This is a genomic window from Bradyrhizobium mercantei, assembly GCF_001982635.1.
Taxonomy (GTDB): domain Bacteria; phylum Pseudomonadota; class Alphaproteobacteria; order Rhizobiales; family Xanthobacteraceae; genus Bradyrhizobium; species Bradyrhizobium mercantei.
On the sequence record NZ_MKFI01000007.1, the window covers coordinates 497,414 to 517,740 of the forward strand.

At 64.9% G+C, this 20,327-nt stretch carries 17 protein-coding genes; 9 read left to right on the forward strand and 8 right to left on the reverse strand.

Annotated elements, in window-relative coordinates:
- Positions 1–73: 73 nt before the first annotated feature.
- Both BI327_RS32185 and BI327_RS32190 read right to left on the reverse strand, forming a co-directional pair.
- Positions 74–646: a cob(I)yrinic acid a,c-diamide adenosyltransferase gene (locus BI327_RS32185; RefSeq protein ID WP_076865323.1), complete on the reverse strand. Its 573-nt coding sequence runs from the start codon at positions 644–646 to the stop codon at positions 74–76.
- 32 nt (positions 647–678) lie between these two features.
- Positions 679–873: a twin transmembrane helix small protein gene (locus BI327_RS32190; protein ID WP_028340366.1), complete on the reverse strand. Its 195-nt coding sequence runs from the start codon at positions 871–873 to the stop codon at positions 679–681.
- Between the two features lie 165 nt (positions 874–1,038).
- Here BI327_RS32190 and BI327_RS32195 point away from each other — a divergent pair, with 165 nt between their 5' ends.
- Positions 1,039–1,899 carry a YihY/virulence factor BrkB family protein gene (locus tag BI327_RS32195; RefSeq protein WP_394329903.1) on the forward strand — a complete coding sequence of 287 codons (861 nt, stop codon included), beginning with the start codon at positions 1,039–1,041 and terminating at the stop codon, positions 1,897–1,899.
- Here BI327_RS32195 and BI327_RS32200 read toward each other — a convergent pair.
- Together BI327_RS32200 and gluQRS are read right to left on the reverse strand one after the other, a co-directional pair.
- Positions 1,826–3,124, reverse strand: coding sequence for an ATP-binding protein (locus BI327_RS32200; RefSeq protein ID WP_076865327.1), 1,299 nt, complete (start codon positions 3,122–3,124; stop codon positions 1,826–1,828). The two genes, BI327_RS32195 and BI327_RS32200, sit on opposite strands and share 74 nt — an antisense overlap.
- Positions 3,125–3,369: 245 nt before the next feature.
- Positions 3,370–4,239, reverse strand: coding sequence for a tRNA glutamyl-Q(34) synthetase GluQRS (gene gluQRS / locus BI327_RS32205; protein WP_076865328.1), 870 nt, complete (start codon positions 4,237–4,239; stop codon positions 3,370–3,372).
- Between the two features lie 225 nt (positions 4,240–4,464).
- Here gluQRS and BI327_RS32210 point away from each other — a divergent pair, with 225 nt between their 5' ends.
- The 3 genes from BI327_RS32210 (at position 4,465) to BI327_RS32220 (ending at position 8,832) form a co-directional block, all read left to right on the forward strand.
- Positions 4,465–5,118 carry a DNA-3-methyladenine glycosylase family protein gene (locus BI327_RS32210; RefSeq protein WP_076865330.1) on the forward strand — a complete coding sequence of 218 codons (654 nt, stop codon included), beginning with the start codon at positions 4,465–4,467 and terminating at the stop codon, positions 5,116–5,118.
- 168 nt (positions 5,119–5,286) lie between these two features.
- Positions 5,287–6,849 carry a glycoside hydrolase family 17 protein gene (locus BI327_RS32215; protein ID WP_076865515.1) on the forward strand — a complete coding sequence of 521 codons (1,563 nt, stop codon included), beginning with the start codon at positions 5,287–5,289 and terminating at the stop codon, positions 6,847–6,849.
- A gap of 201 nt (positions 6,850–7,050) precedes the next feature.
- A complete protein-coding gene (locus BI327_RS32220) occupies positions 7,051–8,832 on the forward strand; it encodes an adenylate/guanylate cyclase domain-containing protein (protein WP_076865331.1) in 1,782 nt (593 codons plus the stop codon).
- A gap of 264 nt (positions 8,833–9,096) precedes the next feature.
- Here BI327_RS32220 and BI327_RS32225 read toward each other — a convergent pair whose 3' ends face one another.
- From BI327_RS32225 to BI327_RS32235, 3 genes are all read right to left on the reverse strand, one after another.
- The gene (locus BI327_RS32225) at positions 9,097–9,918 is read right to left on the reverse strand and encodes a hypothetical protein (protein WP_143271726.1); all 822 of its coding nucleotides are present in this window, start codon (positions 9,916–9,918) and stop codon (positions 9,097–9,099) included.
- Between the two features lie 130 nt (positions 9,919–10,048).
- Positions 10,049–10,504: a MaoC/PaaZ C-terminal domain-containing protein gene (locus tag BI327_RS32230; protein WP_076865336.1), complete on the reverse strand. Its 456-nt coding sequence runs from the start codon at positions 10,502–10,504 to the stop codon at positions 10,049–10,051.
- A 167-nt stretch (positions 10,505–10,671) separates the two neighbouring features.
- Positions 10,672–11,559, reverse strand: a complete 888-nt coding sequence (locus tag BI327_RS32235) for a LysR family transcriptional regulator (protein WP_076865338.1) — start codon at positions 11,557–11,559, stop codon at positions 10,672–10,674.
- A 174-nt stretch (positions 11,560–11,733) separates the two neighbouring features.
- Between BI327_RS32235 and BI327_RS32240 the strand changes: the two genes are divergently transcribed.
- The 5 genes from BI327_RS32240 (at position 11,734) to BI327_RS32260 (ending at position 18,379) form a co-directional block, all read left to right on the forward strand.
- Positions 11,734–12,705 (forward strand): NAD(P)H-dependent flavin oxidoreductase, encoded by a 972-nt coding sequence (locus tag BI327_RS32240; RefSeq protein ID WP_076865516.1) that lies wholly within the window; start codon positions 11,734–11,736, stop codon positions 12,703–12,705.
- A 25-nt stretch (positions 12,706–12,730) separates the two neighbouring features.
- The gene (locus BI327_RS32245; protein ID WP_076865340.1) at positions 12,731–14,248 is read left to right on the forward strand and encodes an acyl-CoA synthetase; all 1,518 of its coding nucleotides are present in this window, start codon (positions 12,731–12,733) and stop codon (positions 14,246–14,248) included.
- Between the two features lie 105 nt (positions 14,249–14,353).
- Positions 14,354–15,439, forward strand: a complete 1,086-nt coding sequence (locus tag BI327_RS32250) for a DUF2855 family protein (protein ID WP_076865342.1) — start codon at positions 14,354–14,356, stop codon at positions 15,437–15,439.
- Positions 15,440–15,549: 110 nt separating this feature from the next.
- Positions 15,550–17,337, forward strand: a complete 1,788-nt coding sequence (locus BI327_RS32255) for a flavin-containing monooxygenase (protein ID WP_076865344.1) — start codon at positions 15,550–15,552, stop codon at positions 17,335–17,337.
- 64 nt (positions 17,338–17,401) lie between these two features.
- Complete coding sequence (locus tag BI327_RS32260) at positions 17,402–18,379, forward strand: peptidyl-alpha-hydroxyglycine alpha-amidating lyase family protein (RefSeq protein WP_076865346.1); 978 nt, start codon at positions 17,402–17,404, stop codon at positions 18,377–18,379.
- Between the two features lie 154 nt (positions 18,380–18,533).
- Here the strand turns inward: BI327_RS32260 and BI327_RS32265 are convergent, their stop codons facing one another.
- Positions 18,534–20,294: a chloride channel protein gene (locus tag BI327_RS32265; protein WP_076865349.1), complete on the reverse strand. Its 1,761-nt coding sequence runs from the start codon at positions 20,292–20,294 to the stop codon at positions 18,534–18,536.
- Positions 20,295–20,327: the final 33 nt, after the last annotated feature.

Below are 20,327 nucleotides of genomic sequence, written 5' to 3' on the forward strand. Positions count from 1 at the left end.
CGGAACCTAAAGGTCCCGTTTCCCCCGGTCAACGCGCCAAAGCCAAAAAACCGTCACCCGGTTTTGAACCAGTTTAGCGGTTTTGGCCCGGCACCCACAACACGTCTCCCGCCCCCTTATCGTTCTGGAAGCGGCTGGCAACGAACAGGAAATCCGACAGGCGGTTCATATACTGAATGCCAGCGGCGTTGACCGGCTCGTCGGGCCGGGCGGCGAGTTCCACCATCATCCGTTCCGCGCGGCGACATATCGTCCGGGCGAGATGCAGATATGCGGATGCCGCCGTCCCGCCGGGCAGCACGAACGAGGTCAGCGGCGCGAGCTGGTCGTTCAGGCTGTCGATGTCGCGCTCGAGCCGCTCGACCTGGCTTGCCAGCATGCGCAACCGTTCGGCCTTGCCCTCGCGCTCGGGCACCGCAAGGTCGGCGCCGAGATCGAACAGATCGTTCTGGATCCGGCCGAGCATCGCATCGACCTCGGGGCTGTCGGCGAGATGCAGCCGCACCACGCCGATCGCGGCATTGGTCTCGTCGACGGTGCCGTAGGCGGCTACGCGCAGATCGTATTTCGGCCGCCGCTCGCCGGAGCCGAGCGCGGTGGTGCCGTCATCGCCGGTGCGCGTGTAGATCCGATTGAGAACGACCATGGCCGCGATCTCCTAAGGTTTGCGCATCGCTGTTATCGCCCCATCGCCCACACCGCGAGCATCGCGATGACGATGGCGACGAACTGCAGCAGCACGCGCAGCCGCATCAGCTTCTGCGACGTGTTCGGCGAGCCGCCCTTCATCATGTTGATGAGGCCGAGCAGGAGCACCAGTGCGACGGCGCCGACGGCGATGGGAAGAATGATCGTGCTGAGAAGAGATGTCATCTGCGGTACATAACACCGCAGGACGCGGACTTCCACACAGCTCCGCGCTGCAACCAACTGGCTTTTCTGCGCGTAATATCAGATGCTGGACCCGTTCTCGGAGCGAGCGATTTCGACAATGCCGGGTGGAATGTGAAACAGCTTCGTTACGTCTTCAACGTCGTGATGGATGCCTTTTACACGTTCCTCGCCGACGACGGCTGGGCGATCGCAAGCCACATCGCGCTGTCGACCCTGATGGCGCTGTTTCCGTTCCTGATCGTGCTGACGTCGCTGGCCGGCTTCTTCGGCTCCAAGGAGCTTGCCGACCAGGCGGTCGGGCTGCTGCTCCAGGTCTGGCCGGATCAGGTCGCCAGGGCGCTGTCCGGCCAGATCCACGACGTGCTGACCAACACCCGCGGCGACATCCTGACCATCGGCGCGGTGCTCGCGGTCTACTTCGCCTCCAACGGCGTCGAGGCGCTGCGGGTGGCGCTGAACCGCGCCTATGCCGTGATCGAGCCGCGGCGCTGGTACTGGCTGCGGCTGGAGTCGATCGGCTACACGCTGGTCGCGGCGTTCACCTCGCTGGCGATGGCGTTCCTGATCGTGCTCGGACCGCTGATCATCGAGGCGGCGCGGCGCTATATCCCGTTCTTCGTCGAATCCAACGAGAGCCTGCTCAACACCGCGCGCTACGGCATCACGATACTGGCGCTGGTCGTCGCGCTGTTCATCCTGCATGCCTGGCTGCCGGCGGGCCGCCGCGGCTTCACCCAGATCCTGCCCGGCATCATCTTCACCATGGTGGCGTCGCTGCTCTCGGGCATCGGCTTCGGCATGTACCTGGCGCGCTTCGCCAACAACTACGTCACGATGTATGCGGGGCTCGCCTCGGTGGTGATCGCGCTGGTGTTCATGTATTTCATTGCCGCGATCTTCGTGTTCGGCGGCGAATTGAACGCCGCGATCATCAAGTCGCGGCTGCCGCACGGCGTGTCGCTTCATGCAGCGCAGTCGCGAGCGCCCGCGGAGACACAGGCTTGACCAGAAAGGCGTCGGCGCCGGCGGCGCGTGCCGCGGCTTCATCTTCGGCGCGGCCGGAAATCCCGACGATCACGATACGGCCCTGCGGCAGCGGCAGCGCGCGGATGCGCCTGATCGCCTCGACGCCGCCGATGCCGGGCAGCACCATGTCCATCAGCACGGCGTCGAAGGCGCCCTGGCCGAGCCGGTCAGGCGCGCCCTCGCCTTGACCGATGAATTCGGCGTGGTGACCGAGTTCGGTCAGGATCGTGTTGAGCACGACGCGGCCGAACGGATTGTCTTCGACGCTGAGTAGCCGCAGCCCTTGCGATGCCCGCGCGGGAGTACCTTCACTCGACATCGCGCCGGCCGGCCCATCGGCGGGCACCAGCATCACGGTGAGCGTGAAAATGGTGCCGCCGCCCGCGCGCGGGGCCGCGACGATGTCGCCGCCCATGGCACGCGCGAGCTGCTTGACCGAGGACAGGCCGAGCCCGGCGCCGCCGAACCGCGCGGCGATCGAGACGTTGGCCTGCGAGAACGGCCGGAACAGGCGTTTCACCTCAGACAATTTCAGGCCGATGCCGCTGTCGGAAATCGCAAAGGCCACGCCGATCCTGCCGTCATTCTTGGCCTTGGCCGCGCGCACCGGCGCGACACGCAGCTCGATGCTGCCCTGCTCGGTGAACTTGACCGCGTTGTCGATCAGGTTTTCCAGCGCCGCGCGCAGCCGGACGGGATCGCCGACCGCAAAGGCGGGCAGTCTGTCGGAGACCTCGACCGAGGCCTGTAGTCCCTTGGCGGCGGCGCGGCCGGCGAGCGAATCGCCGGCGTGGCGCGCCAGCGTGCGCAGGTCGAAGAAGTCCTGCCGGATCTCGAGCCCCGGCCCCTCGCTGCGGGCGGCATCGACGAACAGGGTCGCAAGGCTCGCCAAGTGCTCGGCGCCGGCCTTGATGGTATCGACCCAGCGCCGCTCGCGCTCGCCGAGTTCCGAGGTCGCGAGCAGATTGCTGATCGCGAGGATTCCGGTCAGCGGCGTCCGCACCTCATGGGCGAACGCAGCGAGCGCGGTCTCCACCATGCCGGGACCGGACTTGGCTGATGCCTTTGGCGCGGCCCGTGTGCGGCGCCGCTTGGCCACCTTGGCCTTGCGGGGCATGACCTTACGGGGCTTGGCGGCGCGGGTCTTCGACGGCGCGCCCTTTGCTCGCCGCTTGCTGCGCCCTCCGCGCGATGATGTCGCCATGATCTTCGTGACCCCGCCCCCGGAGGCAACATGGCATGCCAGGAGTGGCAGAGTCACGGCGCCGTTTGGGAGGAGCCAAGGCAAATCAGGATGATGGTAAGCGGTCCACCCGCTTGCGGCGCCTTCCCCTGCAAGAGCAGGGCGTCTCCAGCCAAAATGTCGAAAACAACCCCATGCAAAGGAGCCGGTGGCCGCCGGCGTCTGACGCCGCAACAGGAAGGCGAGCGCCGCACCTTCGTGACGGACTACACCAAGCCGACCAGACGGCGGATGTCGGCCAGGCTCGCCCCTTCCGCCCGAAGCTCGCGCAAACCTGTGGCCCGGGTCGATTTCGACAGTTTCTGCCCGGCCGCGTCCCGGATCAGCGCGTGGTGCCGGTAGGCCGGCACGGCCAGGCCAAGCAGGTCCTGCAACAGCCGATGCACGCTGGTCGACCAGAACAGGTCAACGCCCCTGACCACATCGGTGACGCCCTGCAGGGCGTCGTCGATCACGACCGACAGATGGTAGCTGGTTGGGGTCTCCTTGCGGGCCAGGATCACGTCGCCCCAGGCCTCGGGCCGGGCATCCACCCCTCCGCTCTCGCCGGCCGGCCCCTCACCCGCCTCCCGCCAGCGCAGGCCGCCGGCGCGCGCGGCGGCCTGGACCATGTCGAGCCGCAGCGCGAATGGCGCGCCCTGACCGATCAGCCGGTCGCGCTCCCCGGCCGGCAACGATTTGGCCATCCCCGGATAGAGCGGCGCGCCATCCGGATCGCGCGGCCACGCGCCGCCCGCTTCCTTTCCCGTGACCAGCCGCGCGACCTCGGCGCGGCTCTCGAAGCTCGGATAGATCAGCCCCTGCGCCGCCAAGCGGTCGATCGCCGCGCCATAAGCGGCAAAATGCTCGGACTGCCGCCGTACCGGGGTTTCCCAGGCGATGCCGAGCCAGGCGAGGTCCTCGTAGATCGCGGCCTCGAATTCCGGCCGGCAGCGCGTCGAATCGATGTCCTCGATCCGCAGCAGCAAGCGTCCGCCCGACTGCCGCGCCAGATCGTGGTTGAGCAGCGCCGAATAGGCGTGGCCGAGGTGCAAATAGCCGTTCGGACTCGGAGCGAAACGGAAAACGGGTGGCATGGTTGTTGGTCACACGTCATTGCCGGGCATAGCCGTCTGAAGGACGGCGTCACTTCCGCTCGCCTATGCCCGGCAATCCATCTGGACAAGACTCTGTTACGATAGGAGATGGATGCACGGGTCCCGGCTACGCCAAGGCTTCGCCGAGGCCCGCACATCCAAGCCCGCCGAAGCTTTAGCAGAGGCGGCAAGCCCCGCGCACGACAAGTCGATGCAGATCCCGCAATGCTGATTCATCTCGAAACCCAGGCCGACCTCGACGACGCCATCCAGAAGCTGGTCGACCAGGATCGCCGCCTGCGCCCGATCCTCGAACTGACCGGCATGCCGGCGATCCGGCAGCGTGAGCCGGGATTTGCCGGGCTCGCCGCGATCATCTGCGGCCAGCAGCTGTCGACCGCGAGTGCTGCCGCGATCTGGGGCCGTGTCAGCAAGGCGTTCGATCCGTTCCACCATGATGCGATCCGCAAGGCGCGCGCCGACCGGCTCGGCCGGCTTGGATTGTCCGCGGCCAAGATCAAGACGCTGAAGCACATCGCCCGCGAGCTCGCCGAGGAACGGCTGAACCTCGACGTGCTCGCCAATGAAGAGGCCGATGCGGCGCACAACACGCTGACCGCGCTGCCGGGGATCGGCCCCTGGACCGCCGACGTCTATCTCTTGTTCTGCCTCGGCCATGGCGATGCCTGGCCGGCCGGCGACCTCGCCGTGCAGGAAGCGGTCAAGGCCGGGCTCGGGCTGAAGGAGCGGCCGACGCCGAAGCAGATGGCGCCGCTTGCCGAGCCGTGGCGTCCGCTGCGCGGCGCCGCAGCACACCTGTGGTGGGCGTATTATCGCGTGCTGAAGAAGCGCGAAGGCGTGATCGCAGGCGCGAAGTAGGGCGTTGAGAAAAACACTCGAACGGCGTGACCGCGTGATGTAGCATCAGCAGACAGATATTTTTTCAATTTGCCGGCCTCGCCCATTTCGCACGTCCAGCACATCCTTCCTGCAAGGAGGACGGACCTGGTATCGCTCCGTACCCCGCTGACGCTCTTCCTGATTTCCCTGGGCGCCATCGCCACGGCATGGTGGTGGCTCGGCATCCCGGTCAGCCTGGTGCGGGCACCGATCGATCCGAACGATAAAGTCCAGTGCATCTCCTACGCCCCGTTCCGCAACAATCAGACATCACTTTCGCCGGCGACGCAGGTCTCGCCGGAACAGGTCGCGGAAGACCTCGCCCAGCTTGCGAAGATAACCGACTGCATCCGCACCTATGCGACCGACCTCGGTCTCGATCAGATTCCCGGGCTCGCGGCCAAGGCGGGGCTGAAAGTCATTCAGGGCATTTTCCTCGATCGCGACCGCAAGAAGAATGCAACGCAGGTCGAAACGGCGATCCGCCTCGCCAAGGAATATCCGGACACGATCATCGCGCTCGTGGTCGGCAACGAGGTCTTGCTGCGCAAGGAGATGTCCGCGTCTGACCTCGCCGCCATGATCCGCGCGATCAAGGCCCAGGTCTCGGTCCCCGTCACCTATGCCGATGTCTGGGAGTTCTGGCTGAGCAACCGCGAACTTTCCGACGCCGTCGACTTCATCACGGTTCACATCCTGCCGTACTGGGAAAACATCCCGATCCGCGCGGAAAATGCCGCCGCGCACGCTGACGAGATGCGCCGGCAGATCGCGGCGGCTTTTCCGGGCAAGGAGATCTTCATCGGCGAAATCGGCTGGCCGAGCGAGGGGCGGATGCGCGAGTCCGCGCTGCCGTCGCGCGTCAATCAGGCGCGGGTAGTCTCGGAGGTCCTCGACCTCGCCCGGCGCGAGCATTTCCGCGTCAACCTGTTCGAGGCCTATGACGAAGGATGGAAGCGGGAGATCGAGGGCACGGTCGGCGGCTCCTGGGGCCTGTTCGATTCCGAAGAACGCACGCTGAAATATCCACCCGGGCTGCCGATCAGCAATTTCCCGTCCTGGAAGCTGCAAATGTGCGGCGGACTCGCGCTGGCGATCCTGATCTTCGGCGCGGCATGGCTGACCTTGCGCCGCAAGCCGAGAGAGCCCGGGTTCGCGGCGTGGCTCGCGGTCGGCGTATCAGCGACCACGGCCGGAATCCTGTTCGGGGTGGCCGCCCAAAGACTGCTCTATGAAAGCTACGGAACCGGAGGCTGGCTGGTGTGGGGCTCGCTTCTGGTGGCGGCCACGGCTTCGCCGGTGTTCGGCGCCAACGCCCTCGTGTCGGGTCGCGCACCACCGAGCTTCCTGGAGTTGTTGGGTCCGAAGGGCTACCACACCGAATCGATGCTGGTGACCCTGCACGGGTTGGCCTTAGCCGTCACCATCGTGGTCGGCACGGCGGCCGCACTCGGCCTCATCTTCGATCCGCGCTTCATCGATTTTCCTTTTGCGCCGCTCACCATGGCAGCGGTGCCGTTTGCGGCCATGACGCTGCTCAATCCGCCCACCAAGGGAATGCGCCCGCTGGCGGAATCGATCTTTGCCGGCATCTTTGTCGCAGCCACCGTCTACATGCTTTTCAACGAGGGACTGGAGAACTGGCAGTCGCTGTGGACCTGCGCTGTCTTCATCCTGCTCGCGATGACGCTGTGGCGGGCGCGGGCCTGAGCATGCGTTCCAGCTTTGGGGCGCGTAGTCATAAATCCGGTACAGGCGTGCGGAAATGGCGGGGTCCGGATTGCCCTAACAAGCAGACAACAACGATGGCAGATTGAATGTCCGCGAAGGGCCAATAGCTGATGGGCAATCCTTGCAACTTGTTGTAGTAAAGCAACTGGTTTGATTGCGACTATGATTTAGGAGCGGTCAATGCGGGTCGAGCGCAGGTTGACGGCGATATTGGCCGCTGACGTGGCGAGTTATTCGCGGCTCATGCACAATGACGAGGAGGCCACGCACGCCAAGCTCATGGGGCTCCTCGCTGACGGCGTCGAGCCCGCAATTGCGGAACACGGTGGCCGCATCGTGAAGAACACCGGCGACGGGTTTTTGGTGGAGTTTTCGAGCGCGGTCGAAGCGGTTCGGGCTGCGATGAAGTTCCAAGCCCGTGTTCACGAACTTACGACCGGCGACCCGGAAGACAGACGCATCGCTTTTCGCGTGGGCGTCAACATTGGTGATGTGCTCGTCGAGCCTCACGACATCTTTGGCGATGGTGTCAACATCGCGGCACGGCTTGAGGGCATTGCTGTGCCCGGCGGGATCTGCATCTCCTCTGCTGTTTACGAGCAAGTCCAAGGCAAGGTTGGAGGTAGGATCGCCGATCTGGGCGAGCAGAACCTTAAAAACATCGACCGTCCGGTTCGAGCCTATGCCGTGATCTGGGATGAACCCAACCCAACGACACGGTGTCAGCGCACGGGATCGAGCGTACTTTCACCGCCTCGTCTTTCCATCGTTGTACTGCCTTTCACCAACCTCAGCGGCGATCCCGAACAAGATTATTTCGTCGATGGTGTAACCGAGAACCTAACAACGGACTTGTCGCGCATCGGTGGCTTGTTCGTAATCGCCCGAAACAGCGCGTTCTCATACAAGGGCAAAGCAATCGACGTACAGCAAGTCGGCCGCGAGTTGAACGTCCAGTACGTGCTGGAAGGTTCCATGCAGCGCAGCGGCAAGCGGCTTCGAGTGAACGTGCAGCTCATCGATGCCAAAAGCCGCAAACATCTTTGGGCCGAGCGCTTCGAAAAGCCTGTCGCCGATCTTTTCGATATGCAGGACGAAATCGTATCGAGGCTGGCCAACTCGTTTGGTGCCCAGCTCGTTGTAGTCGAGGCACGACAAGCGGAGCGGTTGCGGCATCCCGACGCAATAGACCTGTTCTTTCAAGGTACTGCCTGCTTCTACAACGGGCCGACCCTTGAACACGCGACCCGGGCGCGCGGCTTTTTTGAACGTGCTTTGGCGATCGATCCCCAAGGGGTCGGAGCGGCTTGGGCGTTGATCGGCATGGCAAACGTCGATCTGACAGTGGGAGCCGACCTGCTAACGGACGAACGAGCCGCGCTTCTTTCGGCAGCCGAAGCGAACGCGATCAAAGCACGTTCACTAGCTCCCAACATTGCCGCGGCCCGCCTGACACTGGCACTCGTCTACATCAACACAAACCGCGCCGCGCAAGGGATTACCGAATGCGAGCAGGCATTAGCACTTGATCGCAATTTGGCTTATGCTCATGGCGTTATTGGTTTAGCCAAATTCTATATGGGGCGCCCTACCGAGACTGAAGGCCATGTACTCGAGGCTCTCCGTCTGTCCCCTCGCGATCTCGTTGCCAACCGCTTGATGCGTTTTGTGGGCGTGGCAAAGCTACATCTCGGTGCGGATGCCGAAGCCGTCAGTTGGCTGCGACGAAGCATTGAGGCCAACCGCACTCATCCTCTCGCGCATTTTTCGCTCGCCGCTGCCTTGGGCTTGCTCGGCGCGCTCGATGAGGCGCGAACGGCTGCGAAAGCAGGATTGGCGCTCAACCCAGGCTTTACGATCCGCCGCTTGCGCGCCGCCAAAATAAGCGACAATCCTATTTATCTCTCCGGACAAGAGCGCCTCTGTGAGGGCATGCGCATAGCCGGGGTGCCGGAGGGGTGATGCCGGAGATGGGTCAAAAGCGCCGGTTTGGCCCTCAGCTGGAGACTTCCGGTCTACCCCCAACTTCGGACATGTCCCTGCGCCGCGCAAGCTGTCGCGAAGGGCCAGAACCAGAAGTCGCCGTAATCAGATCAATGGAATTGATAGTTCAGCCCGACGCGCAAGATGTTGTCGGTGAAATGGGTGTGCGTGGTGATAGTGCCGCTCGGTCAGTAGCGGATGTCGGTAACGGGTCGAAGTCGTCACTCCGCGCCAAAGCCGCGGCTACACCAAAGCGTACACATAGACATTGCAGATCGGTGTCGGCGTCTGGGTGACAATGAGAGTACATTCCTCACACAGGTCGTCGGCGGGATGCCACTGAACTCCCGTTCGGAATGGCAGTACCAGAGGTTTCGGCTTTTTTGGGCGGATCGCCGAAACAATGGGATTCTTCAGCCGCGCTTCAATTAGCGCTCCGTCAACCTGGTTTTTTTGCGAAAGCCGTTCCACCGCCTCGGCGTCAGGCCACGCTTCCTGCTGTAGGGAGGCGATGATACCATCGAACAGCGGCTTTATTTTCCCAGCAGGATTTTTCGGTGGCGCAGACCCGCCTAGCTCCACGTAGATACCATAGGTTCCTGTTACAGGGCCGGTACTGATCGCCTGACCGCTCCCTACCGCCCACCAGACATCGAAGACATTATTGAGGCCAGCCGGCGTGAAATTGAGATGAACTAGGGAATATTCTGGCATTTCCGGCTTCGAGATTAACCGGTAGTCCAGCATGTGTGGGAACCCCGGACTATTGGCCTCGCTGTGTAATCGGCATCTGCGCGCTCGCAAGCCGTTGCCTGCCGAATTCCGGAACGTTGCAGACTCGATGTTGTAGAACACGACGTTCTCAACGTCGAAGAATCCTTCCTCCTGACTGGAATAAACCCCTTCGATAATCTGCCCGGGTGAAGGCTTGATGGCTTCGAGGGCTATGCGCAGACTCCTGCGCGCCAAGTCCATAGGCCCCTTCCTTGAGCTATGAGGCATGCGATGCGCGCTGAACAGTGAAACGCGGCTTTCGCTCTGTTCGATTCTGAATACATCCGCCATGGCTACTCCCTGGCAAGGCCAAGTCCCGCAAACCAGACCATGTCATAAGGTTTGCGATCCGCAACTACAACCGTACGCCGCGGGGTCTGCTTAGGGCCAGAAGCGGAAGTCATTCTGTGCACCCGAGCCGCTAGGCGCTCGCGTTCGGCCGCCGCTCAACAAATATGTTGGAGATGCATTCGAGAACGGTTTCGCGCTTCTGGTTGCGCAAGATATTTCGATTCCGGACAATCCCTCGATCAGATTTTGACTTCGATTCGCGCATCTCCAGAACCGTCATTTCCAGATCGAGTTCATCACCAGGGCGCACCGGGTTAGGCAGTTTCACCTCGTCCCAACCCAATCCCATGAGCACTTGGAAGTGTGGTTGGAGCCGACCAGTCAACAAGATGTAAATAGCGAATGTGTGAGAGCCCGATGCAGTCAGCCCTCCAAACGTTGAGCGCGCGGCGACCTCTTCGTCGATGTGACGGGGTATGGGATCATATTCCTTTGCGAACCGGATAATGCCCTCCTTCGAGACGAGGTAGGGGCCAGCTGCGCTGCGGCCTCCGATCTGCAGTTCTTCGAAATAGAGGTTCGCCATCGATGCCTCCAACTGCCGCAGCCTACGGTCGAAAGACAATACCAGAAGGTCTCAACCCAGAAATAGAGACGATATCCGCTTCGGGTCACACGGCGACATCCCTCTGGTCAGATCGCGTGGCCGCCTTATTCTCCAAGGCAGACATCTCGGATTTATGAGCATGCGTTCTAACCGCGCAGCCTGACGCGGTCCTCGCGCGCGCAGTCGGTGACGAAGCCGATCACGGCGCGCACCGAGGGAAGCTCGACCAGATCGGGATGGGCGAGCAGCCAGAGATCGGAGAGGCTCGAGAGCTTCTGCGGCGCGACCCGAACCAGGTCGGGATAGTCGGCCCCGACCAGGCAGGACAGCGCCGTGATCCCGAGCCCGGCCCGCGCGGCCGCAAGCATGTCGCCCTGCGAGGAGCAGCGCATCACCAGCGTGCCCTGCCGCGTGATGACATCGCTCCACCGCGCCAGACGCGCATTCGAGGCCTGGTCGGCAAACCCGATCACGCTGTGGCCCTTCCACTCGTCCGGCCGCTCCGGAAGCTTGCGCCCGACCGCGTAGAGGCGTGAGGCGTAGAAGCCGGCGCCGAGCCGCCCGATCCTGCGGCCGATCAGGTTCTCGTCCCCGGCATCGACCGGCCGCAGCACCACGTCGGCCTCGCGGCGGCGCACGCTCGCCGGAAACGGGTGGGTGATGATCTCGAGCTGGACGTTGGCGTGATCGCGCAGGAACGGCCCGAGTCGCGGCATCAGCCAATGCGCGGCCAGCGTCGCGCCGATCGACAGCTTGACGACGCCGCGGGCCTGCTCACCGGTCGCAGACGCCGAGGCTTCGGCGCGCAAGGCGGCCGCGGCCATCGCCTCGGCATGCTCGCGGAATTTGCGGCCGTACGACGTCAGCGACAAGCCGTCATTGGAGCGGGCGAACAGGCGGGTGCCGAGCTGCTTCTCGAGCGCCGCGACGTTGCGGCCGACGGTCGGATGGCTGATGCGCAGGCGCCGCGCGGCGGCGGCAAGGCTGCGCGTCTCGGCCACCGCGACGAACGTCTTGCAGAGATCCCAGTCCATGCCGTTCGCTCCCGCGTTTCGTTCATTCTTGACCAATCAGCTGTTCAATATTGAACGCGATGACGCGGCCGTCCAGCCTTATATTGCCGCGCCAGCAGAGCCGCCGCTCCAACCATCACAACACATCGCGATCCGCCCCGGCCGCCGGCTGGGCGGCGCATGGAGGATCCGAAAATGTCGCTGCCCGCTTCGCTCGCCAACAAGCTTGAACTGCCGGTCGTCGGCTCCCCGCTGTTCATCGTCTCGGGGCCGGAGCTCGTGATCGCGCAGTGCAAGGCCGGCATCGTCGGCTCATTCCCGGCGCTGAACGCCCGCCCGGCCGAGAAGCTCGGCGAATGGCTGACGCAGATCGAGAACGAGCTCGGCGAGTACCAGGCGCTGCATCCGGAGAAGAAGGTCGCGCCCTACGCCGTCAACCAGATCTGCCACGCCTCCAACGACCGCCTGATGCGCGACATGGAAACCTGCGTGAAGCACAAGGTGCCCGTCATCATCACCTCGCTGCGTCCGCCGTCCGAGATCGTCGAGGCCGCGCATTCCTATGGCGGCGTCGTGTTCCACGACGTCATCAACGTCAAGCACGCGCGCAAGGCGGCCGAGCAGGGCGTCGACGGCCTGATCCTGGTCTGCGCCGGCGCCGGCGGACATGCCGGCACGCTGTCGCCGTTCGCGCTGGTGCGCGAGGTCAAGCAATGGTTCAAGGGCACGATCCTGCTGTCGGGCGCGATCTCCGACGGCTGGAGCATCGCCTCCGCGCTCGCGCTCGGCGCCGACCTCGCCTACATGGGCACCCGCTTCATCGCGACCGAGGAAGCCAATGCCGATGTCAGGTACAAGCAGGCATTGACCGAGCATGCCGCGCACGACATCGTCTATTCGAACCTGTTTACGGGCGTGCACGGCAACTACCTTGGACCGTCGATCGCAGCAGCCGGCCTCGATCCGGCCAATTTGCCGGTTGCCGACAAATCCAAGATGAATTTCGGCTCCGGCGGCAACACCAAGGCCAAGGCCTGGCGCGACATCTGGGGCTCGGGCCAGGGCATCGGCCAGATCGTCGACGCCCCGCCGGTCGCCGAGCTGGTGGCGCGGCTGAAGGCGGAGTTTAATGAGGCGCGCAACGATTTCATGAAGGCGAGCGCCTGACACTGAGCGCCTGGAGAAACGCAGCATGATCATCAGCGGCGACCGGCAGATCAGCTACCGCGACATCCACGCCCGCATCGCGCGGGCGGCAACCGGCTTCCGCGCGCTCGGCGTGCAGGGCGGCAAGCCGGTCGGCATGATGCTGCGCAATGATTTCGCGCTGTTCGAGGTGGTCGCGGCCTCAGCCGCGCTCGGCAGCCCGGTGGTGCCGATCAACTGGCACCTGAAGGCCGACGAGGTCGCCTATATCCTCACGGACAGCGGTGCCGATACGCTGGTCTGCCACGCGGATCTGTTGCCGCAGATCCGCGACGGGCTGCCGCCTGATATCAAGCTGCTGGTGGTGACGACGCCACCGGAGATCGCCGCGGCCTATGGCGTGGCGGCGGCATCCACGCGCGTGCCCGATGGCATGACCGACTGGGACGTCTGGCGTGAGACGCATCAGCCGCTGACCGACGCGCCGATCGGCGCCGCGCCGATGTTCTATACGTCGGGCACAACCGGGCTGCCGAAAGGCGTCAAGCGCAAGCCAATGCGGCCCGAGCAGCAGGCGGCGGCCGCGCGGGTTGGCGCCCTCACCTACGGCGTCAAGCCGAACGAGGGCCAGGTGATCCTGATGAACGGCCCGATGTACCATTCGGCGCCGCACTCCTACGGCATGCTCGCGTTCCGCAACGGCTGCGCGATCGTGCTCGAGCCGCGCTTCGATCCCGAGGATCTGCTGCAACTGATCGCGCGTCACCGCGTCACCCACATGCACATGGTGCCGACCATGTTCGTGCGGCTGCTGCGCCTGCCCGAGGAGACGCGGCGCCGCTACGATTTGTCGTCGCTGCGCTTCATCGTGCACGGCGCGGCGCCCTGCCCGGTCGACGTCAAGCGCGCGATGATCGAATGGTGGGGACCTGTCATCAACGAATATCTCGGCTCGACCGAGACCGGCATCCCGGTCTGGCATTCGTCGGCGGAAGCGCTGGCCAAGCCCGGCACCGTCGGCCGCGCGATCGAAGGCGGCATCGTCAAGACCTTCCGGCCCGACGGGACGCTATGCGAGGTCGGCGAGCCCGGCGAGATCTTCATGCGCCAGACCGCGACGTCGGATTTCGACTACCACGGCAATGCCAAGGCGCGCGCCGAGGCCGACCGCGACGGCCTGATCAGCGTCGGCGATGTCGGCTATCTCGACGCCGACGGCTATCTGTTCCTGTGCGACCGCAAGCGCGACATGGTGATCTCGGGCGGCGTCAACATCTATCCCGCCGAGATCGAGAACACGCTGATCGGCATGGACGGCGTCCGCGACTGCGCGGTGTTCGGCGTTCCCGACGACGAATATGGCGAGCGGCTGTTCGCCTGCGTCGAGCCGGAAGCCGGCAGCACACTGTCGGCCGTGGCGATCCAGGAGTTCCTGCGCGGCAAGCTCGCCAATTTCAAGGTGCCGAAAGATATTCGCTTCATGGACGCGCTGCCGCGCGAGGCGACCGGCAAGATCTTCAAGCGCAAGCTGCGCGACCTCTACCGCGAAGGCCAGCTCCGCTGAGCTGAGGCGGCGATGAAGCGAACGGCGTTTGAAACTTAGTTGCTGTTGCAATAGGTCGGTAATCGACGCAACGATGCCGGCGTATCCGAAGCTGGGATCATCGCCATGAACTCGACCGACTTCATCGTCATCCGCAACGACCTGCAGCAATGCAAGGTGATCGAGACCGAGTTGCCCGATGAAGCGGCGCTGCCGGCCGACGCGCTGCTGGTGAAAGTCACCCGCTTCGCCTTCACAGCCAACAACATCACCTATGCCGTGATCGGCGAGCAGCTGAAATATTGGCAGCTGTTCCCCGCGCCCAAGGACTACGGCATCATCCCGGTCTGGGGCTTCGGCGAGGTGCTGGCCTCGAAACATCCCATGGTCGCCGTCGGCGAGACGCTGTTCGGCTACTTCCCGATGGCGACGCACCTCGTCATTGAAGCAGCCGACGTCAGCAAGCGCGGCCTGCGCGACGGCGCGGCGCACCGGCAGGAGGTCTCGCCGGTCTACAACGCCTATGCCCGCGTCTCCGGCGACCCGACCTATGCCGGCCGGCAGGGCGATTTCCGGGCGCTGCTGCTGCCCTTGTTCATGCTGTCGTTCCTGGTCGACGACTTCCTCGCCGAGAACGCGTTCTATGGCGCGCGCCGCGTCATCCTGTCGTCGGCCTCGAGCAAGACCGCGTTCGGCCTCGCCCATCTCGTGCACAAACGGGGTATTCCCGTGATCGGGCTGACCTCCAGGGGCAATGTCGATTTCGTCACCTCGCTCGGCTGTTACGACGAGGTCGTCACCTATGACCAGGTCGCGGCGATTCCGGCGGCCGAGCCGGTCGCCTATGTCGACATGGCCGGCAACAGCGCGCTGCGCGAGACCCTGCACCGGCACTTCGGCGCGCAGATGGTCTATTCCGGCCGGGTCGGGCTGACGCATCGCGCGAGCGAGCCGGACGAGCCGACGCTACCCGGCGCCAAGCCGGTGTGGTTCTTCGCGCCGGACCAGATCCGCAAGCGCGCCAAGGAATGGGGTCCCGGCGGCATCGACCAGCGCTTTGGCGCCGCATGGGCCGAGCTCGTGCCGCATCTGCCCGATTGGCTCGAGGTCGTCGAGCGGCGCGGCCCCGCCGCGGTGCGCGAAGCCTATCTCGATACCTTGCAGGGCCGCGTTCCGCCGGACCAAGGCCTGATCCTGTCGCTGGCCGAATAGGCGCTATCCCGTCGCGCCCTTTCTGCGGCCTCGCCAATGGGTATAGGCTTTGCGGCAATGGGAACGCCGCCAGGAAACTGACCAAGGCGGCCGATGACGGGAAACGCCGGATGCTCGACAAGACGGACGATATTTCGGTCGCCGCCGACAATTGGCTGGTGCAGTTCGAGGATGCGCTGGCGAGCCCCGACGATGTGCTCCTGAAGCCGCTGTTCCACCCCGACAGCTACTGGCGCGACGTGCTGGCGCTGAGCTGGAACATCCAGACCATCAACCGCGCCTTTGCCATCATCGAGGAACTGCCCGCGCAAGCGCGGCGCAGCACGCCGCGTGACTTCCGCATCGATGCCGAGCGCGCCGCGCCACGCCGGGTGACACGCGCCGGTACCCAAGCGATCGAGGCGATCTTCAAGTTCGAGACCGTCACCGGCCGCGGCCACGGCATCGTGCGGCTGATCCCGGATGCCGCCGACGGCGACCGGTTGAAGGCGTGGACCTTGCTGACCGCGCTCGAGGAGCTGAAAGGCTTCGAGGAGCAACAGGGCCACACGCGGCCGCGCGGACAGGCCTATTCCCGCGATTTTCGCGGGCCCAACTGGCTCGACCTGCGCAAGGCCTCCACCGAGTATGCCGGCCGCGATCCCGACGTGCTGGTGGTCGGCGGCGGACAGGCCGGGCTTGCGATTGCCGCGCGGCTGCAAGCGCTCAAGCTCGACGCCCTGATCGTCGACCGCGAGGCGCGCGTCGGCGACAATTGGCGCAAGCGCTACCATGCGCTGACCCTGCACAACCAGGTGCAGGTCAATCATTTGCCTTATATGCCGTTCCCGCCGAACTGGCCGACCTACATCCCGAAGGACAAGCTCGCCAACTGGTTCGAATCCTATGTCGACGCCATGGAGCTGAACTTCTGGACCGGCACGGAATTTTTGGGCGGCAGCTATGACGACGCGCAGGGCCATTGGACTGTCGAGCTGCGCCGCGCCGACGGCACGACCCGGACGATGCGGCCGCGCCATGTCGTGATGGCGACCGGCGTCAGCGGCATCCCCAATTTGCCTGAGATCGCCGGCCTGAAGAATTTCTCCGGCAAGGTCATGCATTCCAGCCGCTACGAGGACGGCGAGAGCTGGACCGGCAAGCGCGCGCTTGTCATCGGCACCGGCAACAGCGGCCACGACATCGCGCAGGACCTGCACTCCTCCGGCGCCGAAGTCACGCTGGTGCAGCGCTCCTCGACGCTGATCACCAATATCGAGCCGTCGGCGCAGCTGGCCTATGCCGCCTACAATGAAGGCTCGCTCGAGGACAATGATCTGATCGCGACCTCGATGCCGCTTGCGCTCGCCAAGCGCAGCCACGTGCTGATGACCGAGCAGTCGAAGCAGCTCGACAAGCCGCTGCTCGACGGCCTCGCCCGCAAAGGCTTCAAGCTCGATTTCGGCGACGGCGGCACCGGCTGGCAGTTCAAATACCTCACGCGTGGCGGCGGCTATTACTTCAATGTCGGCTGCTCCGACCTGGTCGCCAGCGGCGCGATTGCGCTGAAGCAGTTTTCCGACATCGAGACCTTCGTGAGCGAGGGCGCGCGGCTGAAGGGCGGCGAGACGGTTGCCGCCGATCTGATCGTGCTCGCCACCGGCTACCGGCCGCAGGAAGAGCTGGTGAAGAAGCTGTTCGGACAGGCGATGGCCGCACGCGTCGGCCCGATCTGGGGCTTCGGCGACGGCCAGGAGCTGCGCAACATGTACACCCGCACGCCGCAGCCCGGCCTGTGGTTCATCGCCGGCAGCCTCGCGCAATGCCGCATCAACTCGCGCTACCTCGCATTGCAGATCAAGGCGATCGAGGCAGGCCTGCTGCCGCGCGACGCCGGACCGGTGGCGAAGCTTTCATAACTCCCACCGCCGTCATTCCGGGGCGATGCGCGAGCCCGAATGACGAGAAGAGAGAGGACGTACAATGCCAGCCATCCTGGGCGCCGGCGAGCACCGCTACCGCGTGGTCGAGAATTTCGCAAAGCTGCCCGACGGCTGGAGCCTGACGGATGTCGCCTCCGTCGCGGTCGACAGCAAGGACCGCGTCTATGTCTTCAACCGCGGCGAACATCCGATGGTGGTGCTCGACCGCGAGGGGAATTTCATCCGGAGTTTTGGCGAAGGCGTGTTCTCGCGCGCCCACGGCCTGCACATCGACGCCGACGACAATCTCTATTGCACCGATGACGGCGACCACACCGTGCGCAAATGCTCCAGCGACGGCAAGGTGCTGCTGACGATCGGCATCCCGAACCAGCCGGCGCCGTTCATGAGCGGCGAGCCGTTCCATCGCTGCACCCATACCGCGCTGTCGCCGAAAGGCGAGATCTATGTCTCGGACGGCTACGGCAATGCCTGCGTCCACAAATACACGCCGGACGGCAAGCTGATCAAAACCTGGGGCGAGCCCGGCACCGATCCCGGCCAGTTCAACATCGTGCACAACATCGCGGCCGATGCCGATGGCTACGTCTATGTCGCCGATCGAGAGAACCACCGCGTCCAGGTGTTCGACGGCAACGGCAGATACGAGACGCAGTGGAACAATCTGCACCGGCCCTGCGCGCTGTGCTGCTGTGGAGGCGGCAAGCAGCCGAACTTCGTGATCGGCGAGCTCGGGCCCGGCATGGCGGTCAACCGCAAGGTGCCCAATCTCGGCCCGCGGCTGTCGATCGTGGATCACACCGGCAAGCGCATCGCGCGGCTCGGCGGCGAGCACGGCCCCGGCGTCGAGACCGGAAAATTCCTGGCGCCGCACGGCCTCGCGCTGAATTCGCGCGGCGACATCTATGTCGGCGAAGTCGGCGTCACCGACTGGAAGACCAGCTTTCCGGACACCGAGATGCCGGCGGCGGTGCGCGTGACGCGGTGCTTGCAGAAGCTGGAGCGGGTGATGGGGTAGTCATCGCAAACGCGAGCCTTTTTCTATCCCCGTCATCCTGAGGTGCGAGCGGAGCGAGCCTCGAAGGATGGACGGCCCGGCTGGTGGCCGTTCATCCTTCGAGGCTCGCAAGAGCTCGCACCTCAGGATGACGGGTCGAGAAGCACCGCCAAAATCAAATCTCGCCGATCACCTCGCGGCGGCGCTGCTCGGATTCTTCGGCATAGCGCCGCATCGCGTGCGCTTCGGTGAGCAGGCCGATCGGCCGGCGGTCGCCGTCGTCCTCGACCACCGCGAGCGATTCGGCTTCGGCCGCGTCGAACACCGCGATCGCCTCCTGCACGTTCATGCCGGGATGCAGCACCACGTCGGCGTAGCGCAGGATGCCGGCAAGCCCCTTGTCCTCCTCGAGGTCCGGCGCGTGCGCTTCCGCCACCAGCGCGAGCCCCGCATAATGGCCTTCGCCGTCGACCGCGACGACCTGGGTCTTCGAGCCCGGCGGGAATTCCTCGCGGAACGCCTCGATCGGCATCGCGGCGTTCACCGTGATCATGTCCTGCCGCATCATCTTGCCGACCGTGAGATCGCGGATCCAGCCGATGTCGGCGGCGCTGCGGATGGTCTCGCCGCGCAGATGCAGCCGCCAGGTCGCGAACGAATAGCCGAACAGCTCGCGGGTGATGGTGGTCGAGATGATGACCGCGACCAGCACCGCGGTGGTGAGCCAGAGATTGCCGGTGGATTCCAGCGCGATGAACGACATCGTCAGCGGACCGCCGATCACCGAGGCCGACAGCGCGCTCATGCCGATCACCGCGTAAGCGTTCGGATCGAGGTTGAGCCCCGGCCACACGATGTCGACACCGGCCGCGAACAGCCGGCCGCCGAGCGCACCCATGAACAGCGTGGCGAAGAACAAGCCGCCGCGGAAACCGGAGCCCAGCGAGACGATCGAGGCCACGGCCTTCAGCGCGAACACGCCGGCGATGAAGGCGAGCGGCATCGCCACGATCCCTGCGAAACGCAGCGCGCCATGGCCCGACGACATCACCTGCGGCGTCAGCAGCGCCATCGCGCCGACTGCAAGCCCGCCGAGCGCCGGCCGCAGCGGCGGCCACAGCTTGGTCTTGGCGAGGATGGCCTCGCACAGCGTCACGCCGCGCATGATCGCAATGCCGGTCAGCGCGGCGACCATGCCGAGCAGCGCGGCAATCGCAAGATCGCGCCCCAGCACGTCACCGACGGTTCCGACGCCGACACCGAGCGGCAGCGGCTCGAAGGCATGGGCGACGAAATAGCCGGTCACCGCCGCGACGCCGACCGGGGTCAGGCTCGCCGGCGTGTAGCCGCCGATCACAAGTTCGAAAGCATAGAACGCGCCGGCCAGCGGCGCGCTGAAGGCGCCGGCGATCGCCGCCGCCGCGCCGCAGCCGACCATGATTCGCTGGTCGTTGCGGCGGAGATGAAAACCGCGACCGAGCGAGGCGGCGAGGCCGCTCGACAGCTGGGTGTAACCGGCCTCGAGCCCGACCGAGCCGCCGACGCCGCTCGACCAGATCGTCTGCAGCGCCACGATCACGCTGCCGCGGAACGACATCCGTCCGCCATAAAGCGCGTTGGCCTCGATCGGGTCGATCTCGCGGGCCGGCCGGACCCGGAGCAGCAGCAGGAACGCAAATCCCAGCAGCAGGCCGCCGATCGTGGGAACCAGAAGCGCGCGCACGGGATCGATGCTGGACTGGCTCGACAGCCGGTCGCCCAGCGGCAGATTGAACAGCACGGAATGCAGCACCGTGACGAGGCCGCTCATGACCGCCACCACGAGGCCGCCAATGGCGCCGATCAGCACCGCCAGCACCACGAGGCTCGTCTCGTGCGCACGCACGAATGCGCGCAAACGGCGCGGTGCCTCGAGATAGCTTGTGGTCGTGGTCATCGGCAGGGGTCCGTCACTGGCCGAGGGGGCTTG

Excerpts from the sequence above, each read along its gene's own strand:
- BI327_RS32255 (WP_076865344.1), top strand. The coding sequence starts at position 15,550 with ATGCTCGACAAGACGGACGATATTTCGGTCGCCGCCGACAATTGGCTG.
- BI327_RS32225 (WP_143271726.1), bottom strand. The coding sequence starts at position 9,918 with ATGGCGGATGTATTCAGAATCGAACAGAGCGAAAGCCGCGTTTCACTG.
- BI327_RS32220 (WP_076865331.1), top strand. The coding sequence starts at position 7,051 with ATGCGGGTCGAGCGCAGGTTGACGGCGATATTGGCCGCTGACGTGGCG.
- gluQRS (WP_076865328.1), bottom strand. The coding sequence starts at position 4,239 with ATGCCACCCGTTTTCCGTTTCGCTCCGAGTCCGAACGGCTATTTGCAC.
- BI327_RS32240 (WP_076865516.1), top strand. The coding sequence starts at position 11,734 with ATGTCGCTGCCCGCTTCGCTCGCCAACAAGCTTGAACTGCCGGTCGTC.
- BI327_RS32250 (WP_076865342.1), top strand. The coding sequence starts at position 14,354 with ATGAACTCGACCGACTTCATCGTCATCCGCAACGACCTGCAGCAATGC.
- BI327_RS32260 (WP_076865346.1), top strand. The coding sequence starts at position 17,402 with ATGCCAGCCATCCTGGGCGCCGGCGAGCACCGCTACCGCGTGGTCGAG.
- BI327_RS32195 (WP_394329903.1), top strand. The coding sequence starts at position 1,039 with ATGGATGCCTTTTACACGTTCCTCGCCGACGACGGCTGGGCGATCGCA.
- BI327_RS32185 (WP_076865323.1), bottom strand. The coding sequence starts at position 646 with ATGGTCGTTCTCAATCGGATCTACACGCGCACCGGCGATGACGGCACC.
- BI327_RS32190 (WP_028340366.1), bottom strand. The coding sequence starts at position 873 with ATGACATCTCTTCTCAGCACGATCATTCTTCCCATCGCCGTCGGCGCC.
- BI327_RS32235 (WP_076865338.1), bottom strand. The coding sequence starts at position 11,559 with ATGGACTGGGATCTCTGCAAGACGTTCGTCGCGGTGGCCGAGACGCGC.
- BI327_RS32200 (WP_076865327.1), bottom strand. The coding sequence starts at position 3,124 with ATGGCGACATCATCGCGCGGAGGGCGCAGCAAGCGGCGAGCAAAGGGC.
- BI327_RS32230 (WP_076865336.1), bottom strand. The coding sequence starts at position 10,504 with ATGGCGAACCTCTATTTCGAAGAACTGCAGATCGGAGGCCGCAGCGCA.
- BI327_RS32265 (WP_076865349.1), bottom strand. The coding sequence starts at position 20,294 with ATGACCACGACCACAAGCTATCTCGAGGCACCGCGCCGTTTGCGCGCA.
- BI327_RS32210 (WP_076865330.1), top strand. The coding sequence starts at position 4,465 with ATGCTGATTCATCTCGAAACCCAGGCCGACCTCGACGACGCCATCCAG.
- BI327_RS32245 (WP_076865340.1), top strand. The coding sequence starts at position 12,731 with ATGATCATCAGCGGCGACCGGCAGATCAGCTACCGCGACATCCACGCC.